This is a genomic window from Saccharothrix sp., from assembly GCF_031180885.1.
Lineage (GTDB): Bacteria > Actinomycetota > Actinomycetes > Mycobacteriales > Pseudonocardiaceae > Actinosynnema.
This window is the reverse complement of the sequence record NZ_JAPSLK010000038.1, coordinates 44,060-64,325: the sequence shown is the minus strand read 5'-3', so window position 1 is coordinate 64,325 and position 20,266 is coordinate 44,060. Positions and strand designations below refer to the sequence as shown.

At 71.1% G+C, this 20,266-nt stretch carries 24 protein-coding genes and 2 pseudogenes; 13 read left to right on the top strand and 13 right to left on the bottom strand.

The window, feature by feature from the left end:
* The first annotated feature begins 128 nt into the window (after positions 1-128).
* The 6 genes from RIN75_RS31155 (at position 129) to RIN75_RS31130 (ending at position 6,751) form a co-directional block, all read left to right on the top strand.
* Positions 129-1,247 (top strand): endo-1,4-beta-xylanase, encoded by a 1,119-nt coding sequence (locus RIN75_RS31155; protein WP_309115623.1) that lies wholly within the window; start codon positions 129-131, stop codon positions 1,245-1,247.
* A 139-nt stretch (positions 1,248-1,386) separates the two neighbouring features.
* Positions 1,387-3,033 (top strand): choice-of-anchor B family protein, encoded by a 1,647-nt coding sequence (locus tag RIN75_RS31150; RefSeq protein WP_309115622.1) that lies wholly within the window; start codon positions 1,387-1,389, stop codon positions 3,031-3,033.
* 58 nt (positions 3,034-3,091) lie between these two features.
* On the top strand, positions 3,092-3,958 hold the full coding sequence (locus RIN75_RS31145; RefSeq protein ID WP_309115621.1) for a hypothetical protein: 867 nt from the start codon (positions 3,092-3,094) through the stop codon (positions 3,956-3,958).
* A complete protein-coding gene (locus tag RIN75_RS31140; protein WP_309115620.1) occupies positions 3,955-5,391 on the top strand; it encodes a M81 family metallopeptidase in 1,437 nt (478 codons plus the stop codon). The genes RIN75_RS31145 and RIN75_RS31140 overlap by 4 nt, the downstream gene beginning before the upstream one ends.
* A gap of 98 nt (positions 5,392-5,489) precedes the next feature.
* Positions 5,490-6,209, top strand: coding sequence for a thioredoxin domain-containing protein (locus RIN75_RS31135; protein ID WP_309115619.1), 720 nt, complete (start codon positions 5,490-5,492; stop codon positions 6,207-6,209).
* Positions 6,206-6,751, top strand: coding sequence for a vitamin K epoxide reductase family protein (locus RIN75_RS31130; RefSeq protein ID WP_309115618.1), 546 nt, complete (start codon positions 6,206-6,208; stop codon positions 6,749-6,751). The genes RIN75_RS31135 and RIN75_RS31130 overlap by 4 nt, the downstream gene beginning before the upstream one ends.
* Positions 6,752-6,756: 5 nt before the next feature.
* Here RIN75_RS31130 and RIN75_RS31125 read toward each other — a convergent pair whose 3' ends face one another.
* Together RIN75_RS31125 and RIN75_RS31120 are read right to left on the bottom strand one after the other, a co-directional pair.
* Entirely contained in the window at positions 6,757-6,915 is a 159-nt protein-coding gene (locus RIN75_RS31125; RefSeq protein ID WP_309115617.1) for a hypothetical protein, read from the bottom strand.
* Between the two features lie 192 nt (positions 6,916-7,107).
* Positions 7,108-7,560 (bottom strand): hypothetical protein, encoded by a 453-nt coding sequence (locus RIN75_RS31120; RefSeq protein ID WP_309115616.1) that lies wholly within the window; start codon positions 7,558-7,560, stop codon positions 7,108-7,110.
* Positions 7,561-7,652: 92 nt separating this feature from the next.
* On the opposite strand from RIN75_RS31120, the gene RIN75_RS31115 reads away from it, so the two are divergent.
* Positions 7,653-8,072 (top strand): ribonuclease domain-containing protein, encoded by a 420-nt coding sequence (locus RIN75_RS31115; protein ID WP_309115615.1) that lies wholly within the window; start codon positions 7,653-7,655, stop codon positions 8,070-8,072.
* 48 nt (positions 8,073-8,120) lie between these two features.
* Here the strand turns inward: RIN75_RS31115 and RIN75_RS31110 are convergent, their stop codons facing one another.
* The 4 genes and pseudogenes from RIN75_RS31110 to RIN75_RS31095 form a co-directional block, all read right to left on the bottom strand.
* Positions 8,121-8,555, bottom strand: a complete 435-nt coding sequence (locus tag RIN75_RS31110; protein WP_309115614.1) for a nitroreductase/quinone reductase family protein — start codon at positions 8,553-8,555, stop codon at positions 8,121-8,123.
* Between the two features lie 18 nt (positions 8,556-8,573).
* Positions 8,574-9,074, bottom strand: coding sequence for a cellulose binding domain-containing protein (locus RIN75_RS31105; protein WP_309115613.1), 501 nt, complete (start codon positions 9,072-9,074; stop codon positions 8,574-8,576).
* Positions 9,075-9,189: 115 nt separating this feature from the next.
* Positions 9,190-9,630, bottom strand: a pseudogene (locus RIN75_RS31100) (polysaccharide deacetylase family protein); the annotation flags it as partial.
* Positions 9,528-9,830 (bottom strand): annotated as a pseudogene (locus RIN75_RS31095) (endo-1,4-beta-xylanase); the annotation flags it as partial. The pseudogenes RIN75_RS31100 and RIN75_RS31095, both read right to left, overlap by 103 nt.
* A 135-nt stretch (positions 9,831-9,965) precedes the next feature.
* Here RIN75_RS31095 and RIN75_RS31090 point away from each other — a divergent pair.
* Positions 9,966-11,102, top strand: coding sequence for an NAD(P)/FAD-dependent oxidoreductase (locus RIN75_RS31090; RefSeq protein ID WP_309115612.1), 1,137 nt, complete (start codon positions 9,966-9,968; stop codon positions 11,100-11,102).
* 28 nt (positions 11,103-11,130) lie between these two features.
* On the opposite strand, the gene RIN75_RS31085 is transcribed toward RIN75_RS31090, so the two are convergent.
* Both RIN75_RS31085 and RIN75_RS31080 read right to left on the bottom strand, forming a co-directional pair.
* On the bottom strand, positions 11,131-12,675 hold the full coding sequence (locus RIN75_RS31085; protein ID WP_309115611.1) for an SMI1/KNR4 family protein: 1,545 nt from the start codon (positions 12,673-12,675) through the stop codon (positions 11,131-11,133).
* Positions 12,676-12,705: 30 nt separating this feature from the next.
* Complete coding sequence (locus tag RIN75_RS31080) at positions 12,706-13,383, bottom strand: hypothetical protein (protein ID WP_309115610.1); 678 nt, start codon at positions 13,381-13,383, stop codon at positions 12,706-12,708.
* A gap of 69 nt (positions 13,384-13,452) precedes the next feature.
* Here RIN75_RS31080 and RIN75_RS31075 point away from each other — a divergent pair, with 69 nt between their 5' ends.
* Positions 13,453-13,596 (top strand): hypothetical protein, encoded by a 144-nt coding sequence (locus RIN75_RS31075; protein ID WP_309115609.1) that lies wholly within the window; start codon positions 13,453-13,455, stop codon positions 13,594-13,596.
* 208 nt (positions 13,597-13,804) lie between these two features.
* Entirely contained in the window at positions 13,805-13,999 is a 195-nt protein-coding gene (locus RIN75_RS31070; protein WP_309115608.1) for a hypothetical protein, read from the top strand.
* Here RIN75_RS31070 and RIN75_RS31065 read toward each other — a convergent pair.
* A complete protein-coding gene (locus RIN75_RS31065) occupies positions 13,987-14,454 on the bottom strand; it encodes a MarR family transcriptional regulator (protein WP_309115607.1) in 468 nt (155 codons plus the stop codon). The two genes, RIN75_RS31070 and RIN75_RS31065, sit on opposite strands and share 13 nt — an antisense overlap.
* Positions 14,455-14,585: 131 nt before the next feature.
* Here RIN75_RS31065 and RIN75_RS31060 point away from each other — a divergent pair, with 131 nt between their 5' ends.
* A complete protein-coding gene (locus RIN75_RS31060) occupies positions 14,586-15,779 on the top strand; it encodes an MFS transporter (RefSeq protein ID WP_309115606.1) in 1,194 nt (397 codons plus the stop codon).
* Here the strand turns inward: RIN75_RS31060 and RIN75_RS31055 are convergent.
* Positions 15,763-17,280 (bottom strand): protein kinase, encoded by a 1,518-nt coding sequence (locus tag RIN75_RS31055; protein ID WP_309115605.1) that lies wholly within the window; start codon positions 17,278-17,280, stop codon positions 15,763-15,765. The two genes, RIN75_RS31060 and RIN75_RS31055, sit on opposite strands and share 17 nt — an antisense overlap.
* 49 nt (positions 17,281-17,329) lie before the next feature.
* Positions 17,330-17,770 (bottom strand): PPOX class F420-dependent oxidoreductase, encoded by a 441-nt coding sequence (locus RIN75_RS31050; RefSeq protein ID WP_309115628.1) that lies wholly within the window; start codon positions 17,768-17,770, stop codon positions 17,330-17,332.
* Between the two features lie 119 nt (positions 17,771-17,889).
* Between RIN75_RS31050 and RIN75_RS31045 the strand changes: the two genes are divergently transcribed.
* On the top strand, positions 17,890-18,657 hold the full coding sequence (locus tag RIN75_RS31045) for a GyrI-like domain-containing protein (protein ID WP_309115604.1): 768 nt from the start codon (positions 17,890-17,892) through the stop codon (positions 18,655-18,657).
* Entirely contained in the window at positions 18,654-19,178 is a 525-nt protein-coding gene (locus tag RIN75_RS31040) for a GyrI-like domain-containing protein (protein ID WP_309115603.1), read from the top strand. Before RIN75_RS31045 ends, RIN75_RS31040 begins: the two co-directional genes overlap by 4 nt.
* A gap of 16 nt (positions 19,179-19,194) precedes the next feature.
* Here the strand turns inward: RIN75_RS31040 and RIN75_RS31035 are convergent, their stop codons facing one another.
* Both RIN75_RS31035 and RIN75_RS31030 read right to left on the bottom strand, forming a co-directional pair.
* Positions 19,195-19,467 carry a hypothetical protein gene (locus RIN75_RS31035; protein ID WP_309115602.1) on the bottom strand — a complete coding sequence of 91 codons (273 nt, stop codon included), beginning with the start codon at positions 19,465-19,467 and terminating at the stop codon, positions 19,195-19,197.
* Positions 19,467-20,252 (bottom strand): hypothetical protein, encoded by a 786-nt coding sequence (locus RIN75_RS31030; protein ID WP_309115627.1) that lies wholly within the window; start codon positions 20,250-20,252, stop codon positions 19,467-19,469. Before RIN75_RS31030 ends, RIN75_RS31035 begins: the two co-directional genes overlap by 1 nt.
* Positions 20,253-20,266: the final 14 nt, after the last annotated feature.

Below are 20,266 nucleotides of genomic sequence, written 5' to 3'. Positions count from 1 at the left end.
CCGACTGCGGGAACCCGAACCTTGACGGCCGCTCGACCACCGGCTTAGGGTCCGCAAGACCGAAACTTAGCAATCTTCTTGCGAAAGTTTCGACGGACAGCCGTCGCAAGGAAGCGAGAAGCTCCGGCATGAGAACCACCCGTCTGGCCACCGCCGCGCTCACCGCGCTGGCCCTCTTCACCCCGCTGACCGCCACCGCCGACGAGGCGTCGGTCGAGGACGCGGGCCACGCCCGCAAGGACACCCTGCGCAAGGCCGCGCCCAAGGGGTTCTTCATCGGGACCGCCGTCGCCGGCGGCGGGCACCACGAGAACATGCCCTACCCCGACCCGTTCACCTCCGACCAGCCCTACCGCGCCGTGCTCGCGGCGGAGTTCAACTCGGTGTCCGCCGAGAACCAGATGAAGTGGGAGTACATCCACCCCGAGCGCGACAAGTACAACTTCGGCATGGCCGACGCCATCGTGAAGTTCGCGCAGCGCAACCGGCAGGTCGTGCGCGGGCACACGCTGCTGTGGCACAACCAGAACCCGGCCTGGCTGTCGGAGGGCTCCTTCACCAAGGACGAACTCCGGTCCATCCTGCGCGACCACATCAAGACCGTGGTCGGCCGGTACAAGGGCAAGATCCAGCAGTGGGACGTGGCGAACGAGATCTTCAACGACTCGGGTGAACTCCGCACCACGGAGAACATCTGGATCCGCGAACTCGGCCCCGGCATCGTCGCCGACGCCTTCCGCTGGGCCCGCGAAGCCGACCCGAAGGCGAAGCTGTTCTTCAACGACTACAACGTGGAGGGCGTCAACGCCAAGAGCAACGCCTACTACGCGCTCGTCAAGCAGTTCCAGGCGCAGGGCGTCCCGGTGGACGGCTTCTCCGCCCAGGCCCACCTGAGCACCCGCTACGGGTTCCCGGGCGACCTGCGGGCCAACCTGCAGCGGTTCGCCGACCTGGGTCTGGAGACCGCCATCACCGAACTGGACGTCCGCATGGACCTGCCCGCGGACGGCGTGCCGACCCCGGCCCAGCTCGCCCAGCAGGCGGACTACTACAACCGCACCCTGGTGGCGTGCCTGAACGTGGAGGGCTGCGATTCCTTCACGATCTGGGGATTCACCGACAAGTACTCGTGGGTGCCGGTGTTCTTCGAGGGCGAAGGCGCGGCGACGGTGATGTGGGACGACTTCGGCAAGAAGCCCGCGTACCACGTGCTGAAGGAGACCCTGGCCAAGGCCGGTCGGCGCTGACCCTCCCAAGGGACCGCTCCCAACCGACGATCGGAGGTTAAACCCCGGCCGCAACGGTCCTATCGTCGGGACCTGATCGGAAAACCCTGCTCCCGGACCGCGATCACGCGGTCCGGGAATTTCCGGTGAGGAGCGCCCGATGAAATCCCTGCGATGGGCGGGTCTGGCCGTGCTCACGGCCGCCGCGGTCGCGCTGTCGATGACGGCGGCGTCCGCGCACGACCCCGACACCCCCGAAGGCCAGGCCGCGGCCCGTGCCTTCCTGGCCGACCACCAACCCGCCGACCGGCACGCCGTCCTGGGCACCGCGGCCGGCGTGCCGTGCGTGAACGGCAAGGCCGACATCTACCCCTGCAAGAACGTCGACCTGCTCAGCGTCCTGCCGCTGTCGAGCATGGGCGGCGGCAACGGCAACGACATCTGGGGGTGGACCGACCCGTCCTCCGGCAAGGAGTACGCGATCGTCGGCCGCACCAACGGCACCGCGTTCGTCGACGTCAGCACCCCGACCGCGCCGAAGTACCTGGGCAACCTGCCGTCCAACGGCGGCAGCAGCACGTGGCGGGACATGAAGGTCTACAAGGACCACGCGTTCATCGTCGCCGACTTCATCTCCGGCCACGGGATGCAGGTGTTCGACCTGACCCGGTTGCGCACCATCACCACGCCGCAGACGTTCACCGCGGACGTGCTGTACAAGGAGTTCGGGCCGGCGCACAACATCGCCATCAACGAGGAAACCGGCTACGCGTACGCGATCGGCTCCAACACGTGCAGCGGCGGACCGCACATGGTGGACATCCGCACGCCGAAGGCGCCCAAGAACGCCGGATGTGTCTCCCAGGACGGCTACACCCACGACACCCAGTGCGTCATCTACCGCGGTCCGCACGTGCAGTACCAGGGCCGGGAGATCTGCTTCAACGCCAACGAGGACACGCTGACCATTGTCGACGTGACCGACAAGGCGCGCCCGGTCCAGTTGTCCCGCAAGGGCTACTCCGGTTCCCAGTACTCCCACCAGGGCTGGCTGACCGAGGGCCAGCGGTACTTCCTGCTCGACGACGAACTGGACGAGTCCTCGGGCACGGACAAGCGCACCAAGACCTACATCTGGGACCTGGCCGACCTGACCAACCCGGTGCACACCGGCACCTACCACTCCCCCGCCACCGCGATCGACCACAACCAGTACGTCAAGGGGCAGCACAGCTTCCAGGCCAACTACCAGGCCGGTCTGCGGATCCTCGACGTCAGCGGGGTCGCCTCGGCGCGGTTGACCGAGGTCGGGTACTTCGACATCTACCCGGCGGGCGACGAAGCCAAGTTCAACGGCGCGTGGAGCAACTACCCGTACTTCGCCAGCGGCATCGTCCTGGTCAACGGCATCGAACAGGGCCTGGTGGTGGTCAAGCCCAACCTCGGCGGCACCGAACCCCCGCCCGCCCGGTTCGAGAACACCACCGACGTCCAGATCCCCGACGCCGGCGCGGCCGTGACGTCGTCGGTCACCGTGTCCGGGGTGGCCGGCAACGCCCCCGCCACGCTGAAGGTCAACGTCGACATCAAGCACACCTACCGCGGCGACCTGGTCATCGACCTGGTGGCCCCGGACGGCTCGACGTACCGGCTGAAGTCGTCGAACAACGACAGCGGTGACAACGTGCTCACCACCTACACCGTCAACGCCTCGACGGAGACGGCCAACGGCACGTGGCAGCTGCGCGCACAGGACGTCTACCAGGCCGACACCGGCTACATCGACGCCTGGAGCCTCCAGTTCTGACGTTTTTCGAGGCGGGTGGCGGCCCACCGCCACCCGCCCGCGTGCGAGGAGCACCCCCATGCGCAGCCTGCGTTTCACCGACTGGGCGTTCCTGGCCGCCGCCGCGGCGGTGGTGGCCGCGGCGACGATCACCCTGACCCGCCCCACCCCGGCCCCGGCCCACTCGACGCACCAGCCCGACCTGGTCCCGGCGGCCCACAGCGACGGCCTGTCCGAGGCCGAGGGCGGCTACCGCTTCGACCGGGTCACCATGCCCGCCGAGCGGGGACCGGCCGTCCCGGTGGCGTTCCGCATCCTGCGGGACGGTGCGCCCGTGACGACGTTCCTGGACAACCAGACCAAGCAGATGCACTTTTTCGCCATCCGCGACGACATGCACGTCTTCCAGCACGTGCACCCGACGTTGGTAGGCGATACGTGGCACACCACCCTGTCCCTGCCGGACGGCGGCGCCTACCGCATGTTCGCCGAGTTCGTGCCGACGGACACCAAGGACCCGCGCCACCCGGTGGTGCTGGGCGTGCCCTTCACCGTTCCCGGCGACACGTCCCTCGTCCCGGTACCCGCGCCGGCTGTTTCGACCGTGACGGCGGACGGCTTCACCGTGACCCGGATAGACGAACCCGAACATCCGAGCGCGATGCGCCCGCAGTCCCTGAGGTTCGCCATCCGCGCCCCGGACGGCACCCCTGTGAAAGCATTGGACCCCCACCTGGGCGCGAACGGCCACATGACCGGTTTCCACACCATGCTCTTGTCGGCAACCCACCTCCACCCCGTAGAACCACCCGGAGCACCCTTGATCAACGGTGAACTGACCTTCAAAGCGGTGTTCGCGGACAGGGGCGAGTACCGCCTGTTCCTGGAGTTCTCGCACGGCGGCAAGCTGCACACCGCTGCCATCACCGTGGCGGTGACCTCGTGAAGCGCGTGGCGATCTGCGGCATCGGGACCGAGTCGAGCACTTTCAGTGCGCACCGCACGACCCGGGCCGACTTCACCGTGTGGCACGACCTGAGCCGCTACCCGTTCCTCGACACGTGGCGGGACGTCGAGTTCGTGCCGGTCCTGGTCGCCCGTGCGCTGCCCGGCGGACCCGTCGTCGCCGACGCCTTCGGCGAACTGCTGGACGGGATCACCGCCGGGCTGGCCGAGCACGGCCCGTTCGACGGCGTGTACCTCGACCTGCACGGGGCCATGCACGTCGAAGGGCTGGACGACGCCGAGACCCACCTGGTGCGGCGGGTCCGGGAGGTGGTCGGTGACGTGCCGATGTCGGCGTCGATGGACCTGCACGGCCAGGTCACCCGCGAGTTCGCCGACCTGGTGGACCTGCCCACCGCCTACCGGACCGCGCCGCACGTGGACGTCGAGGGGACCCGCGAACGCGCCTGCCGCCTCCTGGTCGACCACCTGCGCACGGGTGAACGGCCGGTCCGCGCGTGGGTGCGGGTGCCGCTGCTGCTGCCCGGCGAACGCACCAGCACCCGGCTCGACCCGGCCCGCGAGATCTACGCCCGACTGCCGGAGGTGTCCGCCCGGCCGGGCGTGCTCGACGCGTCGATCTGGATCGGCTACGCCTGGGCCGACGCCCCGCGCAGCAGCGTCAACGTCCTGGTCTCCGGGACCTCGCCGGACGCCGTGCGGGAAGCCGCCCGCGAACTCGCCGAAGACCTGTGGAAAGCCCGGGACGACTTCGCGTTCTGCGTCACCGCCCTGTCCCCGACCGACGCCGTCCGCACCGCCCTGGACTCCGACCGCCGCCCGTTCTTCGTCAGCGACTCGGGCGACAACCCCACCGCGGGCGGCTCCGGTGACGCGACCTGGTTCCTGGCCACCCTGCTCGACACCCCGGACCTCGCCTCGGGCGCCCGGACCGCGATCTGGGCTTCCTGCGTCGACCCCGCCGCCGTGCGGGCGTGCGTCGAGGCGGGCGAGGGCGGGTCGGTGGACCTCGCCGTTGGCGGCTGTTTCTCCGGGGACGAACCGACCCGACTGACCGGTGTGGTGCACAGGGTGGTCGAGGACGACCCGGTGGGCGGCGACCTCGCCGTGGTCCGGTCCGGCGGCGTGCACGCCGTGCTGACCACCCGCCGCAAGCCCTACCACTTCGTCGCGGACCTCACCGCCCTCGACCTCGACCCGGCCGCCCACGACCTCACCGCGGTCAAGATCGGCTACCTCGAACCGGACCTCCACCGCGCCGCCGCCGGCTCCGTCCTCGCCCTCACCGCCGGCGGCGTGAGCCAGGACCTGGCGAGCCTGCGCTACGACCGCCTGAACCGCCCGATTCACCCGCTCGATGCCGACATGCCCCACCCCGACCTCACACCGGTCCTGGTAGGCACGCAGAGGTAGCAGCCGACACCCCACGGTCGGGTGATACCGGGAACTTCCGGGGTCGCACGTCCGACCACCAGGCCACAGGCACTCTCGAACTAGGGGCGAACACCTCGATGTCAGGCACGAAGAACCCGGTGACCGCGCGCCGCGGCCCGTCGCTCAACCTCATCCTCACCGCCGTCGTGGTCGTGGTCGCCGCGGCCGTGATCGGCGGCATCCTCCTGGTCAACCGGTCGTCGGGGGCGAACGGCGCCCCGGACGAGCGGCTCGTGCCGGCCAACGCGCACACGCTGTCCCGTGTGGAGGGTGGCAAGGTCACCCTGGTCGAGTTCCTGGACTACCAGTGCCCGGCGTGCGCCGCCTACTACGCCAACGTGACCAAGAAGCTGGAGCAGGACTACCAGGGCCGCATCACCATCGTGACCCGCAACTTCCCGCTCCAGATGCACCCGTTGGCGCTGCCCGCCGCGAAGGCCGCCGAGGCCGCCGCGAAGCAGGGCAAGTACCGGGAGATGTACCACGCCCTCTACGACGGCTTCCAGACGTGGGCGGTGAACGGCCGGAGCACCAGCACCGACGCCGCCGCCGCGACCGCGAAGTTCGAGGAGTACGCCAAGGACATCGGGTTGGACGTGGAGAAGTTCCGCGCGGACTCCGCCTCGCCGGACGTCCAGGCGGTGATCGACCGCGACCTGGCCGACGGGCAGGCGCTGGGCGTGTCCAGCACGCCGACGTTCTTCCTCAACGGCGAGAAGTTCACCCCCTCCGGCGACACCTACGCGGACGTGGACCGCGAGCTGCGCGCGAAGATCGACCAGGCCCTGGGCGGATGAACCCCCGGCTGGCCTGGCTTTACGTCGTCGGCGGCGGTCTCGGCCTGGGTGCCGCGGCCGCGCTGGCGCTGGAGAAGATCGCCAAGCTGCGCGACCCCGCGTACGTGCCGACGTGCTCACTCAACCCCGTGGTGTCGTGCGGGTCGGTGATGGACAGCCCGCAGGCGGAGGCGTTCGGCTTCCCGAACCCGTTGCTGGGCATCGCGGCGTTCGCGGTCGTGGTCACCACGGGGGTGGCGGTGCTGGCGGGGTTCGAGCCGCCCCGGTGGTTCCGGGTGGCGATGAACGTCGGTACCGCGTTCGGGGTCGTGTTCGTGCACTGGCTGATCTTCGCGAGCCTGTACGACATCCGGGCGCTGTGCCCGTACTGCATGGTCGTGTGGGTCGTGATGCTGCCGATCTTCTGGTACACGACGCTGGACACGTGGCCGGCGCTCGCGCCGTTGCGCCGGGTGCACAGCGCGGTGCCGGCGTTGTGGTACGCGGTGATCGTGGTGCTGGTGCTGTTCGCGTTCTGGGACTACTGGTCGAGCCTGGTGTGAGGTCGTCAGGTCAGCGGCACCGGTTGCAGGTCGGGGTGTTTCGCGTGCGGGGCCGCGAGGTCGGGGAGGCTGCCGACCTCGCGGAGGACCTCGATCAACGCGTCCAGGAACGGCCCCTCCCGTGACCCCGCCGCCACCTTGACCAACCCGCGCCCGTCCGCCACCCGCGGCACGATGGTCTCGAACCGGTGCCCCGGAACCCGAAGCTCGACCCGCGCGTGAACCGGATCCGCCGCCGCGCCGCTTCCCGCCGGAGCGCCGCCACCCGCCGGAGCGCCGCCGGCACCAGCCCGTGCGCGTCTTCTGCCAGTTGCTGGTCCAGCTTGAGCCCCGACCGGACCTCCACCACCAGCACGTCACCCCTCGCCAAGGCCCAGCAACGGAAGTGCTTTGTCCAGTGTGGACCGTGTGCGATCCAGCGCCCGGTCGTGCGCTGTGGTGGGCGCCACCGGCCTGATCACCGCCGCGGCACCAGCGTTGAAGCGGGCCACGATCTCCGCGCCGACCGGGTCGCCGTGCCACCCCCGCAGGGCGTGCGGCAGGCCGTCGGACCGGATGCCGGTGTCGAGGTGGGTGGTCGGCAGGTCGAGGTATTCGTCCACGACCCGGCGGCCCGCGTCCTCGTCGCCGGCCAGGAAGGCGCGCAGCGGGCGTCCAGCGCGCCCCGGCGCAGGCTCTCCGACCGGGGCGTGGCGGCGGCGTCGAGGCCGGTGACCCGGCACCGGTTCGCACACAGCCGGCCCAGGCCCCGGGTAGTAGGCGGCGGCGGTGCGGCGGATGTCGTCGGCCGCGCCGAACACGCCGTTCACCGACTCTTGGTGACCCATTTCGTGGCCCGAGCCGGCGATAACCGCCACGATCGTGACCGTTGGTCTCTCCGCAACCCTGCCAAGGAGGTTCCATGCAGACCTTGGACCGCACCCGGCTCTCCTGGACCAAGCGGGTGCTCGTCGCCCTGAGCGCGCTGGTGTCCGTGCTCGGCGTCACGACGGCCGTCACCCCGACCGCCGACGCGGCCGTCTACAGCTCCTGCACCATGACCCGCTGCACCGCCGCCCGGTCGGCCAACTCGACGTGGGCCGCCAAGGGCTACCCGAGCACGCGCGGCTGGTACAGCTGGCCCAACGGGCAGTGCAACTTCGCCGGCGGCACGTTCTACAACCGCGAGGGCCAGCTGCCCAGCGGCCGGTCCTACCTGGAGTTCGACGTCTACCCGCGGGCGTGCGGCGCGGCGCGGGACGCCTACCGGATCGTGGTCGACCGGACGACCGGCGCGGTCTACTTCTCGCCCAACCACTACGCTGACTTCTACCGGCTCTGAAACGCCCTCGCGCCGCCCCCTTCGCGTGTGAAGGGGGCGGCGTCGCGGCTAGGCCCGTTCGAAGACCGCGATCGGGATCTCCCGCGCCAGCGCCCGTTCGAACGCCGCGAACCGGGACTTGGCGTTGCGGAACAGGTCCGCCAACTCCTCCCGCTCGGCACCACGGGCGATGCGCGCGGTGGCCTTGAGGGTGTCGGTGCCGATCTCCACCACGACCGACGGCCGGGCGAGCACGTTGTAGTACCAGCCCGGGTTGTGCGGCAGTCCGCCGTTGCCGGCCGCGACGACCCAGCGGTCGCCGGCGGACAGGTAGCGCAGCGGGGTCACCCGTTCAATTCCGGATTTCGCTCCAACGTGCTGCAGCAGGAGCAGGGTGCGCCCCTCGGTCACGCCACCGTTGGCCCGGAAGTCCTCGATCACCCGTTGGTCCTGCGCCCGCCGCTCTTCGAGCGTGGGCTGGTCGGCTGGGGGCTGGTCGGTCATGGCGGAGATCCTGGCACGTCAGGGCGTCCGGCAGGACACGGTCGGGTTCGCCCACTGACCGTTGGCCATCACGGTGAAGCCGAACGTGGTGCTCGCGCCCGCCGCGAGGTTGCCGTTGCCGTTGGGCTTCATGGTCATCACGTTGCCGCTGGAGTCCCAGCTGGGCGTGCCGTTCCACGTGGCCGACACCTTCTGCGGCGCGGTCACGGTGACCGTCGCGGTCCAGCTGGTGATCGCCGAGGAGCCGGCGGTGATGGTGACCTCGCCGTTGAAGCGGTCACCCCACTGCTGCGTGGTCCGGTAGGTCGCGGTGCAAGAACCGGCGGGCAGCGGGGTGGTGGTGCCCGGCGGGGTGTCGGTGGGGGCGACGGCGCGGCCGGTGCTGGGCGAGATCATGCCGGTGCACAGGCCCCGGGACTTCAGGTTGGCCACGATCTGCGGGATGGCGTTGATCGTCGTCTGGTAGCCGTCGTGCATGAGGATCACGCCGCCGGCCTGGAGGTTGGACGCGGCCTGCACGATCTGCGCGGTGCCGGCGCCCGTTCCAGTCCCGGGAGTCGACGCTCCACAGCACCTCGGTGAGGCCGAACTGCGCCTCGACCGCCTTGAGGGTGCTGTTGGTCTCGCCGTAGGGCGGGCGGAACAGCTTGGGCGCCTCGCCGGTGGCCTGCTGGATCGCCTGCTGGGTCTGGCTGATCTCGGAGGTCATCTGGGACCGGCTGAACTGGGTCATGTGCGGGTGGGTGTAGGAGTGGTTGCCGATCCAGTGGCCCGCGTCCTTCTGGGACCTGGTGAGCGACGGGTTCGCGGCGACCTTGTTGCCTTGGTTGAAGAACGTGGCGCGGGCGCCGGCCGACCGCAGTGCGCCGATCACCTGGGTGGTGGTGCTCGCGTTGGGGCCGTCGTCGAAGGTGAGGGCGACGTAGCGGCGGTGCAGTCGGCGGGCGGGGCGGCCGTGGTGGTGGTCGTGGTGCCCGGGGTGCCGGCGGCGTTCAGGGCGTTGAGGACGGAGGTGTAGGCGGGCTTCTTGTTGCCGCTGCTGTCGAAGAGCAGCGGGGTGCCGGACGCGCGCCACGAGTCGCTGTCGCGGATGCCCCACACGGTGATGCCGTTGCACCGGGACACGGCCAGGCACGCCTGCACGACCCCTTGGTACCGCTGGGCTTGCGTGCTGCCGGAGCCCTCGATGTCGAGTTCGGTGATCGGGACGTCCACGCCGAGGTTGGCGAAGTTCTGGAGGGTGGTGTGGTAGTTGGACGGCACCGGGTTGCCGGACAAGCTTGGGCGCGAAACGAGATCGTCAAGAATTTCGATAACCAATGAAGACGTTGTCGTGCGCTTGCCATTTCGGCAACGAAGTTTGCCCGTTCGGCCAGAGTCGACGCATCGTTGTCGGCGGAGGTGGTCACGGTGACCGAGAAGTTGGTGAACAGGTACGACGTGGTGGTGGTCGGCGGCGGCGCGGCCGGGCTGAGCGGGGCGCTGATGCTGGCCCGGTCGCGGCGGTCGGTGCTGGTGGTGGACGCGGGCGCACCGCGCAACGCGCCCGCCGAGGGCGTCCACGGTTTGTTGGGGCACGACGGGGTGAAGCCCGCTGACCTGCTGGAACGGGGGCGGGCGGAAGTACGGCGGTACGGCGGGCACGTGGTGCACGGCGAGGTGGCCGGGGTCGAGCGGGCGGACGCCGGCTCCACGGCGCCCGGCTCCACGGCGCCCGGCTCCACGGCGCCCGGCTCCACGGCGCCCGGCTCCACGGCGCCCGGCTCCACGGCGCCCGGCTCCACGGCGCCCGGCTCCACGGCGCCCGGCTTCACGGTGTCGCTGACCGACGGCCGGTCGGTGCACGCCCGGCGGCTGCTGGTGGCCAGTGGGTTGGTGGACGAGTTGCCGGCAGTGGAGGGTCTGCGCGACCGGTGGGGTCACGACGTCGTGCACTGCCCGTACTGCCACGGGTGGGAGGTGCGGGACCGGGCGATCGGGGTGCTGGCGTCCGGGCCGATGTCGGTGCACCAGGCGCTGCTGTTCCGGCAGTTGAGCGCCGACGTCACCTACTTCGCCAACAGCCGCCCGCTGTCCGAGGAAGACGGCGAGAAGCTGGCCGCGCTGGACGTCCCCGTGGTGCACGGCGAGGTTGCGGCCGTGGAGGTCGCCGACGACCGCTTGACCGGGTTGCGCTTGGCCGACGGCACGGTCGTGGCCCGCGAGGTGGTGGCCGTGGCGACCCGGATGGTCGCCCGCGCGGAGTTCCTCGCGGGTCTGGGTTTGCGCGCGGTCGAGCACCCGTCGGGCACGGGCGTGCACGTGCCCTCGGACGGGATGGGGCGCACCGAGGTGCCGGGCGTGTGGGTGGCGGGCAACGTCACCGAACCGTCCGCCCAGGTCGGCGCGTCGTCGGCCGCCGGGGCCGCCGCCGGTGCGCAGATCAACGCGGACCTGGTGGCAGAGTCGACCAGGTGGGCCGTCGACCTGCGACGGTCACCTTTCGACCACGCCTCCGAAGCACGCAACGCAGAGCGCGTAGCCGGCCCCCGCCGCCACGGCCTCTGACCGGACCACCGCGCGATCCCGCCAGTGGTCAGCGGGTTGACAGGAGCCAGTCCGACCAGGCGACCACCTCCATCACCCGGGAGTTGCCCGCCCGCCGCGCACCCGCGAGGCGGGCGGGCAGGCGGCCGGCTGCGCGCAGCACAGCCCACTGGTCGCCCGACAGTGTCAGCACCCGCACGTCCAAGTCCGCCAGCGCCGCCACGTCGTCCACGTCCGCCTCCGACAAGTCCACAAAGGACAAAGCCGGTAGCGCCGCCAGATCCGCCACGCGGACCGGCAGGCCCGTCACGGTCAGGTCCCACAGGGTCGGGTGGCCCGCCAGGAGGGACAGGTCGGCCTCGCGGGCCTCGAGTGTCAGGCCCTCCACGGTGTGCGGCAGGTGCAACTCCACCCGGCCCGCGCGGTTGATGCTCAGGTCGCGCAGTCCCGGTGTGGCGGTCAGTGCGCGCAGGTCCAGTGTCTCGGCGTCGTTGAGGTAGAGCTGCTGGACCCGCTCACGGTTCGGGATCTCGGCCAGCACCTCCGCCAGGTCGCGGGACTCCACCGACTCCGAAGCGTCGTAGTCCTGGTCCTCGTCCCGCAGCGGCACGACGAGCCGGCCGTAGTCCTCCAGCGACTCGATCTCGTCCTTCCGCAATTTTTCCACCACGGCCGTCATCCGCGCGGTGACCGACTCCGCGACGTACCCGACCGGGCCGTAGAAGTCCCGACCGTAGGCGATCAGCTGCCCGGACCGGCCCGCGCGGCCGGGGTCGAGGTCGAGCGCGGCGTAGTTGCCGGCCAGGTCGGTGAAGGCGACGACCCACCAGTCGCTGCGCGACACCCGCCGCACCGCACCCGGCGGCTCCGCCTCCAGCACCACCCGGTCCAAAGCGAACAGGTCCTCGTTCCACCCCCACGCCCCCGGATCGCCGTCCAGGTACTCCGACACCACCTCGCCCAGCGGCATGAGCTTGTACCGCCCCAGGACACCGCTCTCCCGCATGTCGTCACCGATCAGCAGGTACAGCGCCCGCACGTCCTCGGGCAGCCGTAAACCCATCTCCCGCTCGGCGGCGGCCAGGTCCTCCTCGGTGCACACCTCGCCGAACTCCGGGTCCCGACCGGTCAGTCTTCGGTGGTGCCCGACGAACTCCGCCAGCAATTCCCCGACCTGCCGCAGCACCTCCGGGTCGGTCGGCGCCCCCGTCGGCTCCACACGGGCCGGGCGCGGCATCCCGGGCAGCGGGTGCCGGGGGTGGCGGTACTCCGGGTCGAGCACCACGGTGTCCGCCGAACTCCCGGGCGGCGCGAAGGCGTGCGTGAACTCCGACCCGCCCCGGCCGTCCAGCGCCACCTCGACCACCAGCAGCCGGTCGTCGCCGGACGGCCGCAGCTCCGCCTCCAGCTTCCGGAACAGGTCGAACCGCTCGAACGAGGCGTCCCCGGTCATCGGCCCCCGGTCCGGGAACACCTTGAACGACCACGACCCGCCGGTCATCACGACCTGCCACACGCCGGCCCGCCCCGGCGCCACCTCCCGCTCGGCGATCCGGGTCACCTCCGCCACCAGAACTTCGCGATCTTGAGTCATGGGGGGAGTGTCGCACCGGGGTACGACAATTCAGCGCGGTCCGGCGAAGAGGTCCACCACCGGGTCCCACCGGTTGCGCCGGTCCGGCGGGAACCGCCGCAGCGACTTGGCCATCCGCCGCGACCCCGGCCGGTAGAACCGGCGCGCCCACGGCGACCCCGGCCGCGCGACCCGGCACGTGGCGTACAACGCCAGCAGCGGCACGAAAAGCCCGCAGATGCCCAGCAGCGTCCGTCCTTTGAGGATCGCCACCACGGCGAACACCAGGTTCACCGCCACCACCAGCACCGCCGCCAGGCCGCCGTCGTCCGGGTCGTCGTCGAACGGCGAGAACCCCGCCAGCAACAGCAGTCCCACCACGACCGCGACCAGCACCGCGTCCACCGACCGCCGCCCCTCCGGTCCCCAGTAGACGTCGTCGAGCCGCAACCACAGCGCGAACTCGTCCAGCGTCAGCGCCGCCCCGATCCCGAACCCGACCGCCGTCACGTCGGCCCACCCCGCAGCGGGCTGGAACACCAGCGCGGTCGCGCCCGTGAACAACAGCAGGAAGATGCCGAACACCTGGTGGTGCACGTGGACGCCGCCCACCGAGACGTCCCGGAACGGCCCGCGCCCAGCCCGGATGAGCCGCGTCACCAGCCGCGTGACGAGGAAGGCGACCACGAAGGCCCCGAGCATCCAGGCGACGACCGACCGATCCACCACGCCCGGCACTGTCGCACCCGGACCCCGTTCCCGCCGGCCGGACCATGCACAATGCGCACGGGGGTGGGGATGAAGCGGACCGGTGTGGCGCTGACCGCGTTGCTGCTCGTCGGCGTGTGGGTGGCGGCGCAGGTCCCGGTGGTGGTGGGCGCGCCGTGCCCGGCCAGGCGCCGCCCGGCCCGGAGGCCGCCCTCGAACGCTGCCTCGACCTGATGCGCTCCACCGGGAGGCCCGTCACCGAGTCGTTCACCGCCGGCCCGAGCATGGTGCGTGACGGGGCGGTCACCGTTGTCGCGCGCTCGGCCACGAAAGCCGTGCGGTGCGCCGTCCACAGAACCGGCGCCACGAACTCGGAACACGACATCGACCAGGACCGCGCGGTGACTTCGATGGGCTTCGCGGGCTACCCGACGGAAGGTAAGTGGTACACGTTCGGGGCGGTGGCGGCCGACGTCGCCACGGTGATCATCCGGACGCGGTCCGGGCACGAGGTCCCGGCTCAGGTGAGCAAGGCTCCTACCTGGCGGACCTCACGGGTGTCCGCGAGGACAAGTCGCCCTACGTGCCCTTCGTCCGCGCGCTGGACGCGCGCGGCAACGTCGTCTACGAGGGCTGAATCTCCGTCCCCAACGCCTCGACGGCTTCGACCAGCGGGCGCAGAGCGGCGTCCTGACGGGCTTGGTCCAACGCCTCCCGCAGCGCCGTTCCGTGGGTGGGGCGGGCCTGCTCCAGCAGCGCCAGACCGGCCTCGGTCACGTCGGTGTAGATGCCGCGCCGGTCGGTCGGGCACAGGTAGCGCGACAGCAGGCCGCGTTCCTCCAAGCGGCTGACCAGGCGCGTGGTGGCGCTCTGGCTGAGCACGACGGCGTTGGCCACCTGGTGCATCTGGAGGTGGCCGCCCTCGCCGTTGTGCTGCCGGCTGAGCACCTCCAGCAGGGAGAACTCGCGCACGCTCAGGTCGTGCCCGGCCTGCAAGGCCCGCTCCACGCGGCCCTCGATGCGGTCGTGCAGGACCGACAGCGCGCACCAACCGGCAGCGAGCGCCGTCATGGAGGGGGCGGTGGCGGTCATCGACAGCGGCCTTTCACTCGGAGGGGGACATCCGTCACGTTAGCATAGCCCGCGCTTGCAACTATCCCGCGTCTGCAACTACCGTCGGACGCCTGTAAACATCGTTTGCAAGTCTTCTGGAAGGTCCTCTCATGCCTCTCGCGCTCGTGGCCCTCGCCATCGGTGCATTCGGGATCGGCACCACCGAGTTCGTGATCATGGGCGTGCTGCCCGAGGTCGCCGCCGACTTCGGCGTCACCATCCCCACCGCGGGCTGGCTGGTCACCGGCTACGCGCTCGGCGTCGTGCTCGGCGCCCCGCTGCTGACCGTCCTGGGCACCCGGGTCTCGCGCAAGAAGATGCTCATGTTCCTCATGGGCCTGTTCATCGTCGGCAACGCGCTGTCCGCCCTGGCCCCGGTGTTCGCCGTCATGCTCGTCGGCCGGGTGGTGGCTTCACTGGCGCACGGGGCGTTCTTCGGCGTCGGCTCCGTGGTCGCCGCGGGCCTGGTCGCGCCGGAGAAGAAGGCGTCGGCCATCTCCCTGATGTTCATGGGATTGACCCTGGCCACCGTCGTCGGCGTGCCCGGCGGCACCGTGATCGGCCAGTCCGCGGGCTGGCGGGTCACCTTCGCGCTCGTCACCGTGCTCGGCGTGGTGGGCCTGCTCGGCGTGGCGAAGCTGGTGCCCGAGACCGGCCGGCCCGAGGGCGTGACCGTGCGGACGGAGTTCGCGGCGTTCCGCAACGTCCAGGTGTGGCTGGCGATGGCGATGACCGTCCTGGGCTACGGCGGGGTGTTCGCCGCCATCACCTACGTCGCGCCGATGATGACCGAGGTCGCCGGGTACTCCGCCGGCGCGGTCACCTGGCTGCTGGTGCTGTTCGGGATCGGCATGTTCGCGGGCAACCTTGTGGGCGGCCGGTTCGCCGACCGCGCCCTGATGCCCATGCTGTTCACCTCTTTGGGCGCTCTCGCCCTGACCCTGCTCCTGTTCACCTTCACCGCGCACGACCGGGTCCTGGCGGCGATCACCCTGACCCTCGTGGGCGCGCTGGGCTTCGCGACCGTGCCGCCGCTGCAGAAGTGGGTGCTCGACCAGGCGTCCGCCGCGCCCACCCTGGCGTCGGCGGCGAACATCGGGGCGTTCAACCTGGGCAACGCCCTGGCCGCGTGGCTGGGCGGCCTGGTGATCACCGCCGGCCTCGGCTACACCGCGCCCAACTGGGTCGGCGCCCTGCTGACCGGCACCGCGCTGGTGCTGTCGTTCGTCGCCGCCGGACTAAACCGGCGCGCCCAAGCCGCCCCGGCCCGGCCGCTGGTGGACGCCGTCAGTCCTCGGTCATGATCGGCTCGGTGAGCTTCGCGCCGTCGGCCCGGCCGACGAAGCAGGAGGAGGTCCGGTCGGACGTGCGGTCGCCGCTGGACGTGGTGCGCAGCTTCCACGCCTCCGCGGTCGGGACGACGACCCAGAACCGCAAGGTGGTCTCCTTGTCCTGGCCGGTCACCTTGTCCGACAGGAAGACCCGCGTGCACTCGGCGGTGGCCTTGCGCGTCAACTCCTCCACGGACGGGTAGGGCGCCTCCTTCTTGTGGTCGGTGCCGGAGTTGATGGTGTGCAGGACTTCCACGTCGTGCGGGGCGTAGCAGCCGATCCGGGCGTTGATCCCCAGCCCGCCGCCGCCCTTGGCGGGCACCCAGTTCAGGCAGTCGTTCTGGAACACGAGGAGGGTGTAGACCGCGATGTCGCCGTCCGGACCGACGGTCAGCACGGGTTGCATCGCGGGCGAGGACGTGGGGGCCGCCGAGGACGGGGAGGTCCGGGTGCCCGGTGGCGTGGTCGTCCCGCCCGGCAGGCCCAGGGTGAAGTACGGCTTGAAGACCGTGAAGTACAACAGGACCACCGCGCCGATCACGAAAAGCGGCGTCAGGGTTGCGGAGAGGATGAGCCCGGTGCGGCGGCGCGGTGCGACCACGGCAGCAGGGACAGGTGGGACGGCCGGGGTGCGGACGGTCGGCGGGTCGACCCGGGTGGTGGAGTCGTCGTGCAGCGCCCGTTCGATCAGGCGTCTGGCCTCGGGCGCGCGCAGTCGGCGTTCCGGGTCCGGTTCGAGCAGGCCCACGATCAGGTCGAACAGCGGTCCGGGGGTCAGGTTCGGCTGGGGGCGTTCGGTCATCACCGCGAGCAGGGTCGCCGACGTGGTGTCCCGCTCGAACGGGTTGCGGCCCTCGGTGGCGTAGAACAGGGTCGCGCCCAACGCCCACAGGTCCCATGCCGGTGACGCCGGCGCGCCCGACAGCCGTTCGGGTGACATGTACGCGGGTGAGCCGATGAGCGTGCCGGTCGCGGTCAGCTTGGGGTCGTCGAGGGCCTGCGCGATGCCGAAGTCGGTCAGCTTCACCGGACCCCGGCCCGGCACCATCACGTTGCCGGGCTTGACGTCCCGGTGCACCACACCGGACTCGTGCGCCGCCTCCAGCGCGGACAGCAGCTGACCCGCCAGGGTCGCCGCCGCGCGCGCGTCCAGCGGCCCGTCCAGGTCGACCAGCTCGTCCAGCGTGGGGGCCTTGATCAGCTCCATCACGATGTAGGTCTGGTCGTCCTCCTTGATCAGGTCGTACACCGTGACCACGGAGGGGTCGGCCAGGCGACCGGCGATCCGCGCCTCCCGCAGCACCCGCTCCCGGTACACCGCCCGTTCCGCGACCGGCACGCCGCCGGGGATCATCAGCTCCTTGACCGCGACGTCCCGGTCCAGCACGGTGTCCCGCCCGAGCCACACGGCCCCCATGCCACCCCGGCCCAGCTCGCGGACCAGCCGGTAGCGCCCGTTGCCCACCTCACGCATGGTCGGGGAGTCTGGCAGTCCCGCACGCCCGCGCGGCGAGGCGGCCAGGTCACTGGTCCGGTCGGCGCAACGGCCCGGAGCCGGGCCGGTAGGGCTCGACGCCCACCACGTGCCGGGCGTGCGTCGGCTCCACCACGACCTTGACCCGCTGCTCGCCGGGCACCCGCCACTCGAAGCGCGGCACGCCCAGGTACTTGTGCGCCAACGCGTCGATGGACCGGTCCGCCTCGGCGCCCAGGATGAAGTCCACCACCCGGCCGCGGATCACCACCCGGTCGTAGGGGTCGGCCGGGTCCACGCACGACAGCGACACCCTCGGGTCGCGCCGCAGGTTCTCCTCCTTCACCCGCCCCACGGCCGTGTTGAACACGATGTGGTCGCCCTCGACGTCCACCCACATCGGCGACACGTGCGGCGACCCGTCCGGGTTCACCGTGGCGAGGTGCCAGAAGTGGGCCGCCGCGACCCGTGCCCGAACCCGCTCGTCCAACACCGCGCCTCCCCGTGTGGTCGGTTGGCATTGTCCCGCGAGCGCCCCGACGAGCCCATTCCCCGGACGGCGGCATTCCGCGCCACAGTGGACTGGACTCTCCCACTGTCGGAGAGTCCATGCTGGTGCCCGTGGACGCGGAGTTGCTGCCGATCGGGCAGTTCGCCAGGTTGAGCCGGTTGAGTGTCAAGCAGTTGCGGCACTACGCCGAGTTGGGCCTGCTGGAGCCGGCGCACGTGGACGTCGACTCCGGCTACCGGTACTACCGGCGGGACCAGGCGCGGCAGGCGCTGTCGATCGCGTTGCTGCGGTCGCTGGACGTGCCGCTGCCGGTCGTCGCCGCGGTGCTGGCGGGGTCGGCGGAGGCGCTGGAGGGCGTGCGGCGGGCGCAGGAGGAGGAGTTGGCGCGGCGGCGGCGCACGGTGGCGGCGTTGCGGCGGGTGCTGGACGAGGGGCTGCCGGCCGCGCCCGTCCAGGTGGTCACCGAGCCCGCGCGGCGGGTCGTCATGGAGTCCGAGACGGCGGCCGGTCCGACCGACGTGGCCCGGGCGACCTCGGCCGCGGTGGCCCGGCTCCTCCCCCGCGCCCGGATCCCGGAACTCGTCGGGCTGTTCCCGGTCGAGCTGGCCGACGCCTTCGAGGTCCGCGTGGCCCTGGTGGCCGAGGACGGCACCGAGGTGCTGCCGGGCGGGACGTTCGCCCGTGCCACCCACGTCGGCCCCTACGACCAGGTCCCGCTCACCGCACACGCCCTGCTGGCCTGGTGCGTCGAGCACGGCCACCCGCTGCGCGGCCCGATCCGCGAGGTCTACGTCTCCAACCCCGCGACCACCGAACCCGACCACCTGGTCACCCACCTGATGATCCCCTTGGAGGACTGGACATGACCCCGACGCTGACCACCCACGGCCCCACCACCTACCTGAGCGTCACCGGACAGGGTGAACCTGGCGGCACCGAACACGTGACCGCCATGCAGGCCCTCTACACCGTGGCCGCCGCCATGGGCACCCGTCCGGGTCCCTTGGAGGGCCAGTGGTGGGCGGAGGACGAGCGCCCCGCGCTGGAGGTGCCCCGCGACCAGTGGCGCTGGCACCTCCTGCTCCCCCTGCCCGCCCCGCAGGACGGCCAGGTGGAACGGGCCAGGGAACAGACCCGCGCCACCTGTCCGGCGGTGGACCGGGTCCGGCTCGCCACGGTCGCGGAGGGCCAGTGCGTGGAACTGCTGCACGACGGGCCGTTCAGCGAGGAACACCTGTCGCTGAAGGTGATGGAGGAGTTCATCGCCGAGCACGACCTCGCGTACAACGGCCTGCACCACGAGATCTACCTGACCCCGCTGGACGACCCGTCCCCGCGGACCCTGCTGCGCCAGCCGGTGCGCCCGGCAGCTCAATCCGGCTCGTAGGACCGGCTCGGCCGGTTCACGGTTGCGACACGGCCGTCACGTCGGTGAGCACGTAGACCGAGCTGGTGATGCCGTGCGACACCGGTCCGTCCTTACGCGCCGTCGGGGGGACTAGGCGCAGGACGCCCGTCACGCGCACGTCCCGGCCGACTTCCTCGCCCCACGCGGGCAGGTGCTCGACGTAGACCGGCAGGTCGCCGCCCGCAGGCACGACCACCGCCCCGGCGTGCGCGTTGTGGGCGGTGCCGTGCAAGGTGATCCGCTGTCCCAAGTGGACGTTCAGGTCCATCACGGCACCCTCGCGAACGCGACCGTGTACACCTGCGCGTCGAAGTCGAGCAGCGGTCGGGAGTAGAACCGGCTCGTGCTCTGGTAGACGACCATCCCGGGTTCGGCGTGGTTGGCGTGCCACCAGTTCCGGTTCTGCTCGTCGTACCAGCCGTAGTCGAAGTTGACGTACCCCGGCCGGGCGACGTACCGGTAGCGGCTCATGTCGACCTGGCCGGTGGTGGCGTTCGGCCGGAACACCGCGGCGGCCTCCTCGTCGGTCCACGACGGGTCCTGCTTCATCCAGAACCGCTTGGAGAACAACGACGCCGTCAACTCTTTCGGGTCGATCCACGACGGGTACGCGGACACCACGTTCTTCAGACCGCTCAGCAACGGGTGTTTGCGCACCAGCGCCGCGTACTCGCGTGGAGACGGCCGCGACGCCAGGACCTCGTTCAACGCGGCCTGCACCGCCCGCGCCCGCTCGAACGTGTCGAACGACAGCCCCAGCGGCGGGTTGGCCACGTCGTCCCGCTCCAGGTTCACCACCGTCACGCCGATGCACCCCCGCGCGAGCGTAGCGCGCTCGTCGTCGGTCATCGCGCGGCCGTGCTGCTCCTCCCAGGCCGCGATGTAGTCGGGCACGGACCACTCGCGGTGGGAGACGCCGGGCGGCAACGCCGGCGCGATGGGCGGTCGGACGACGGTCGTGTCACCGGGCGGCGCCGCGATCGCGTGGGCGATCGGCGCCATCGAAACGCCCAGGCCCAGAACGACCGCGACCAGTACGCGCACCAACCACATGGGCACTTGCGAAC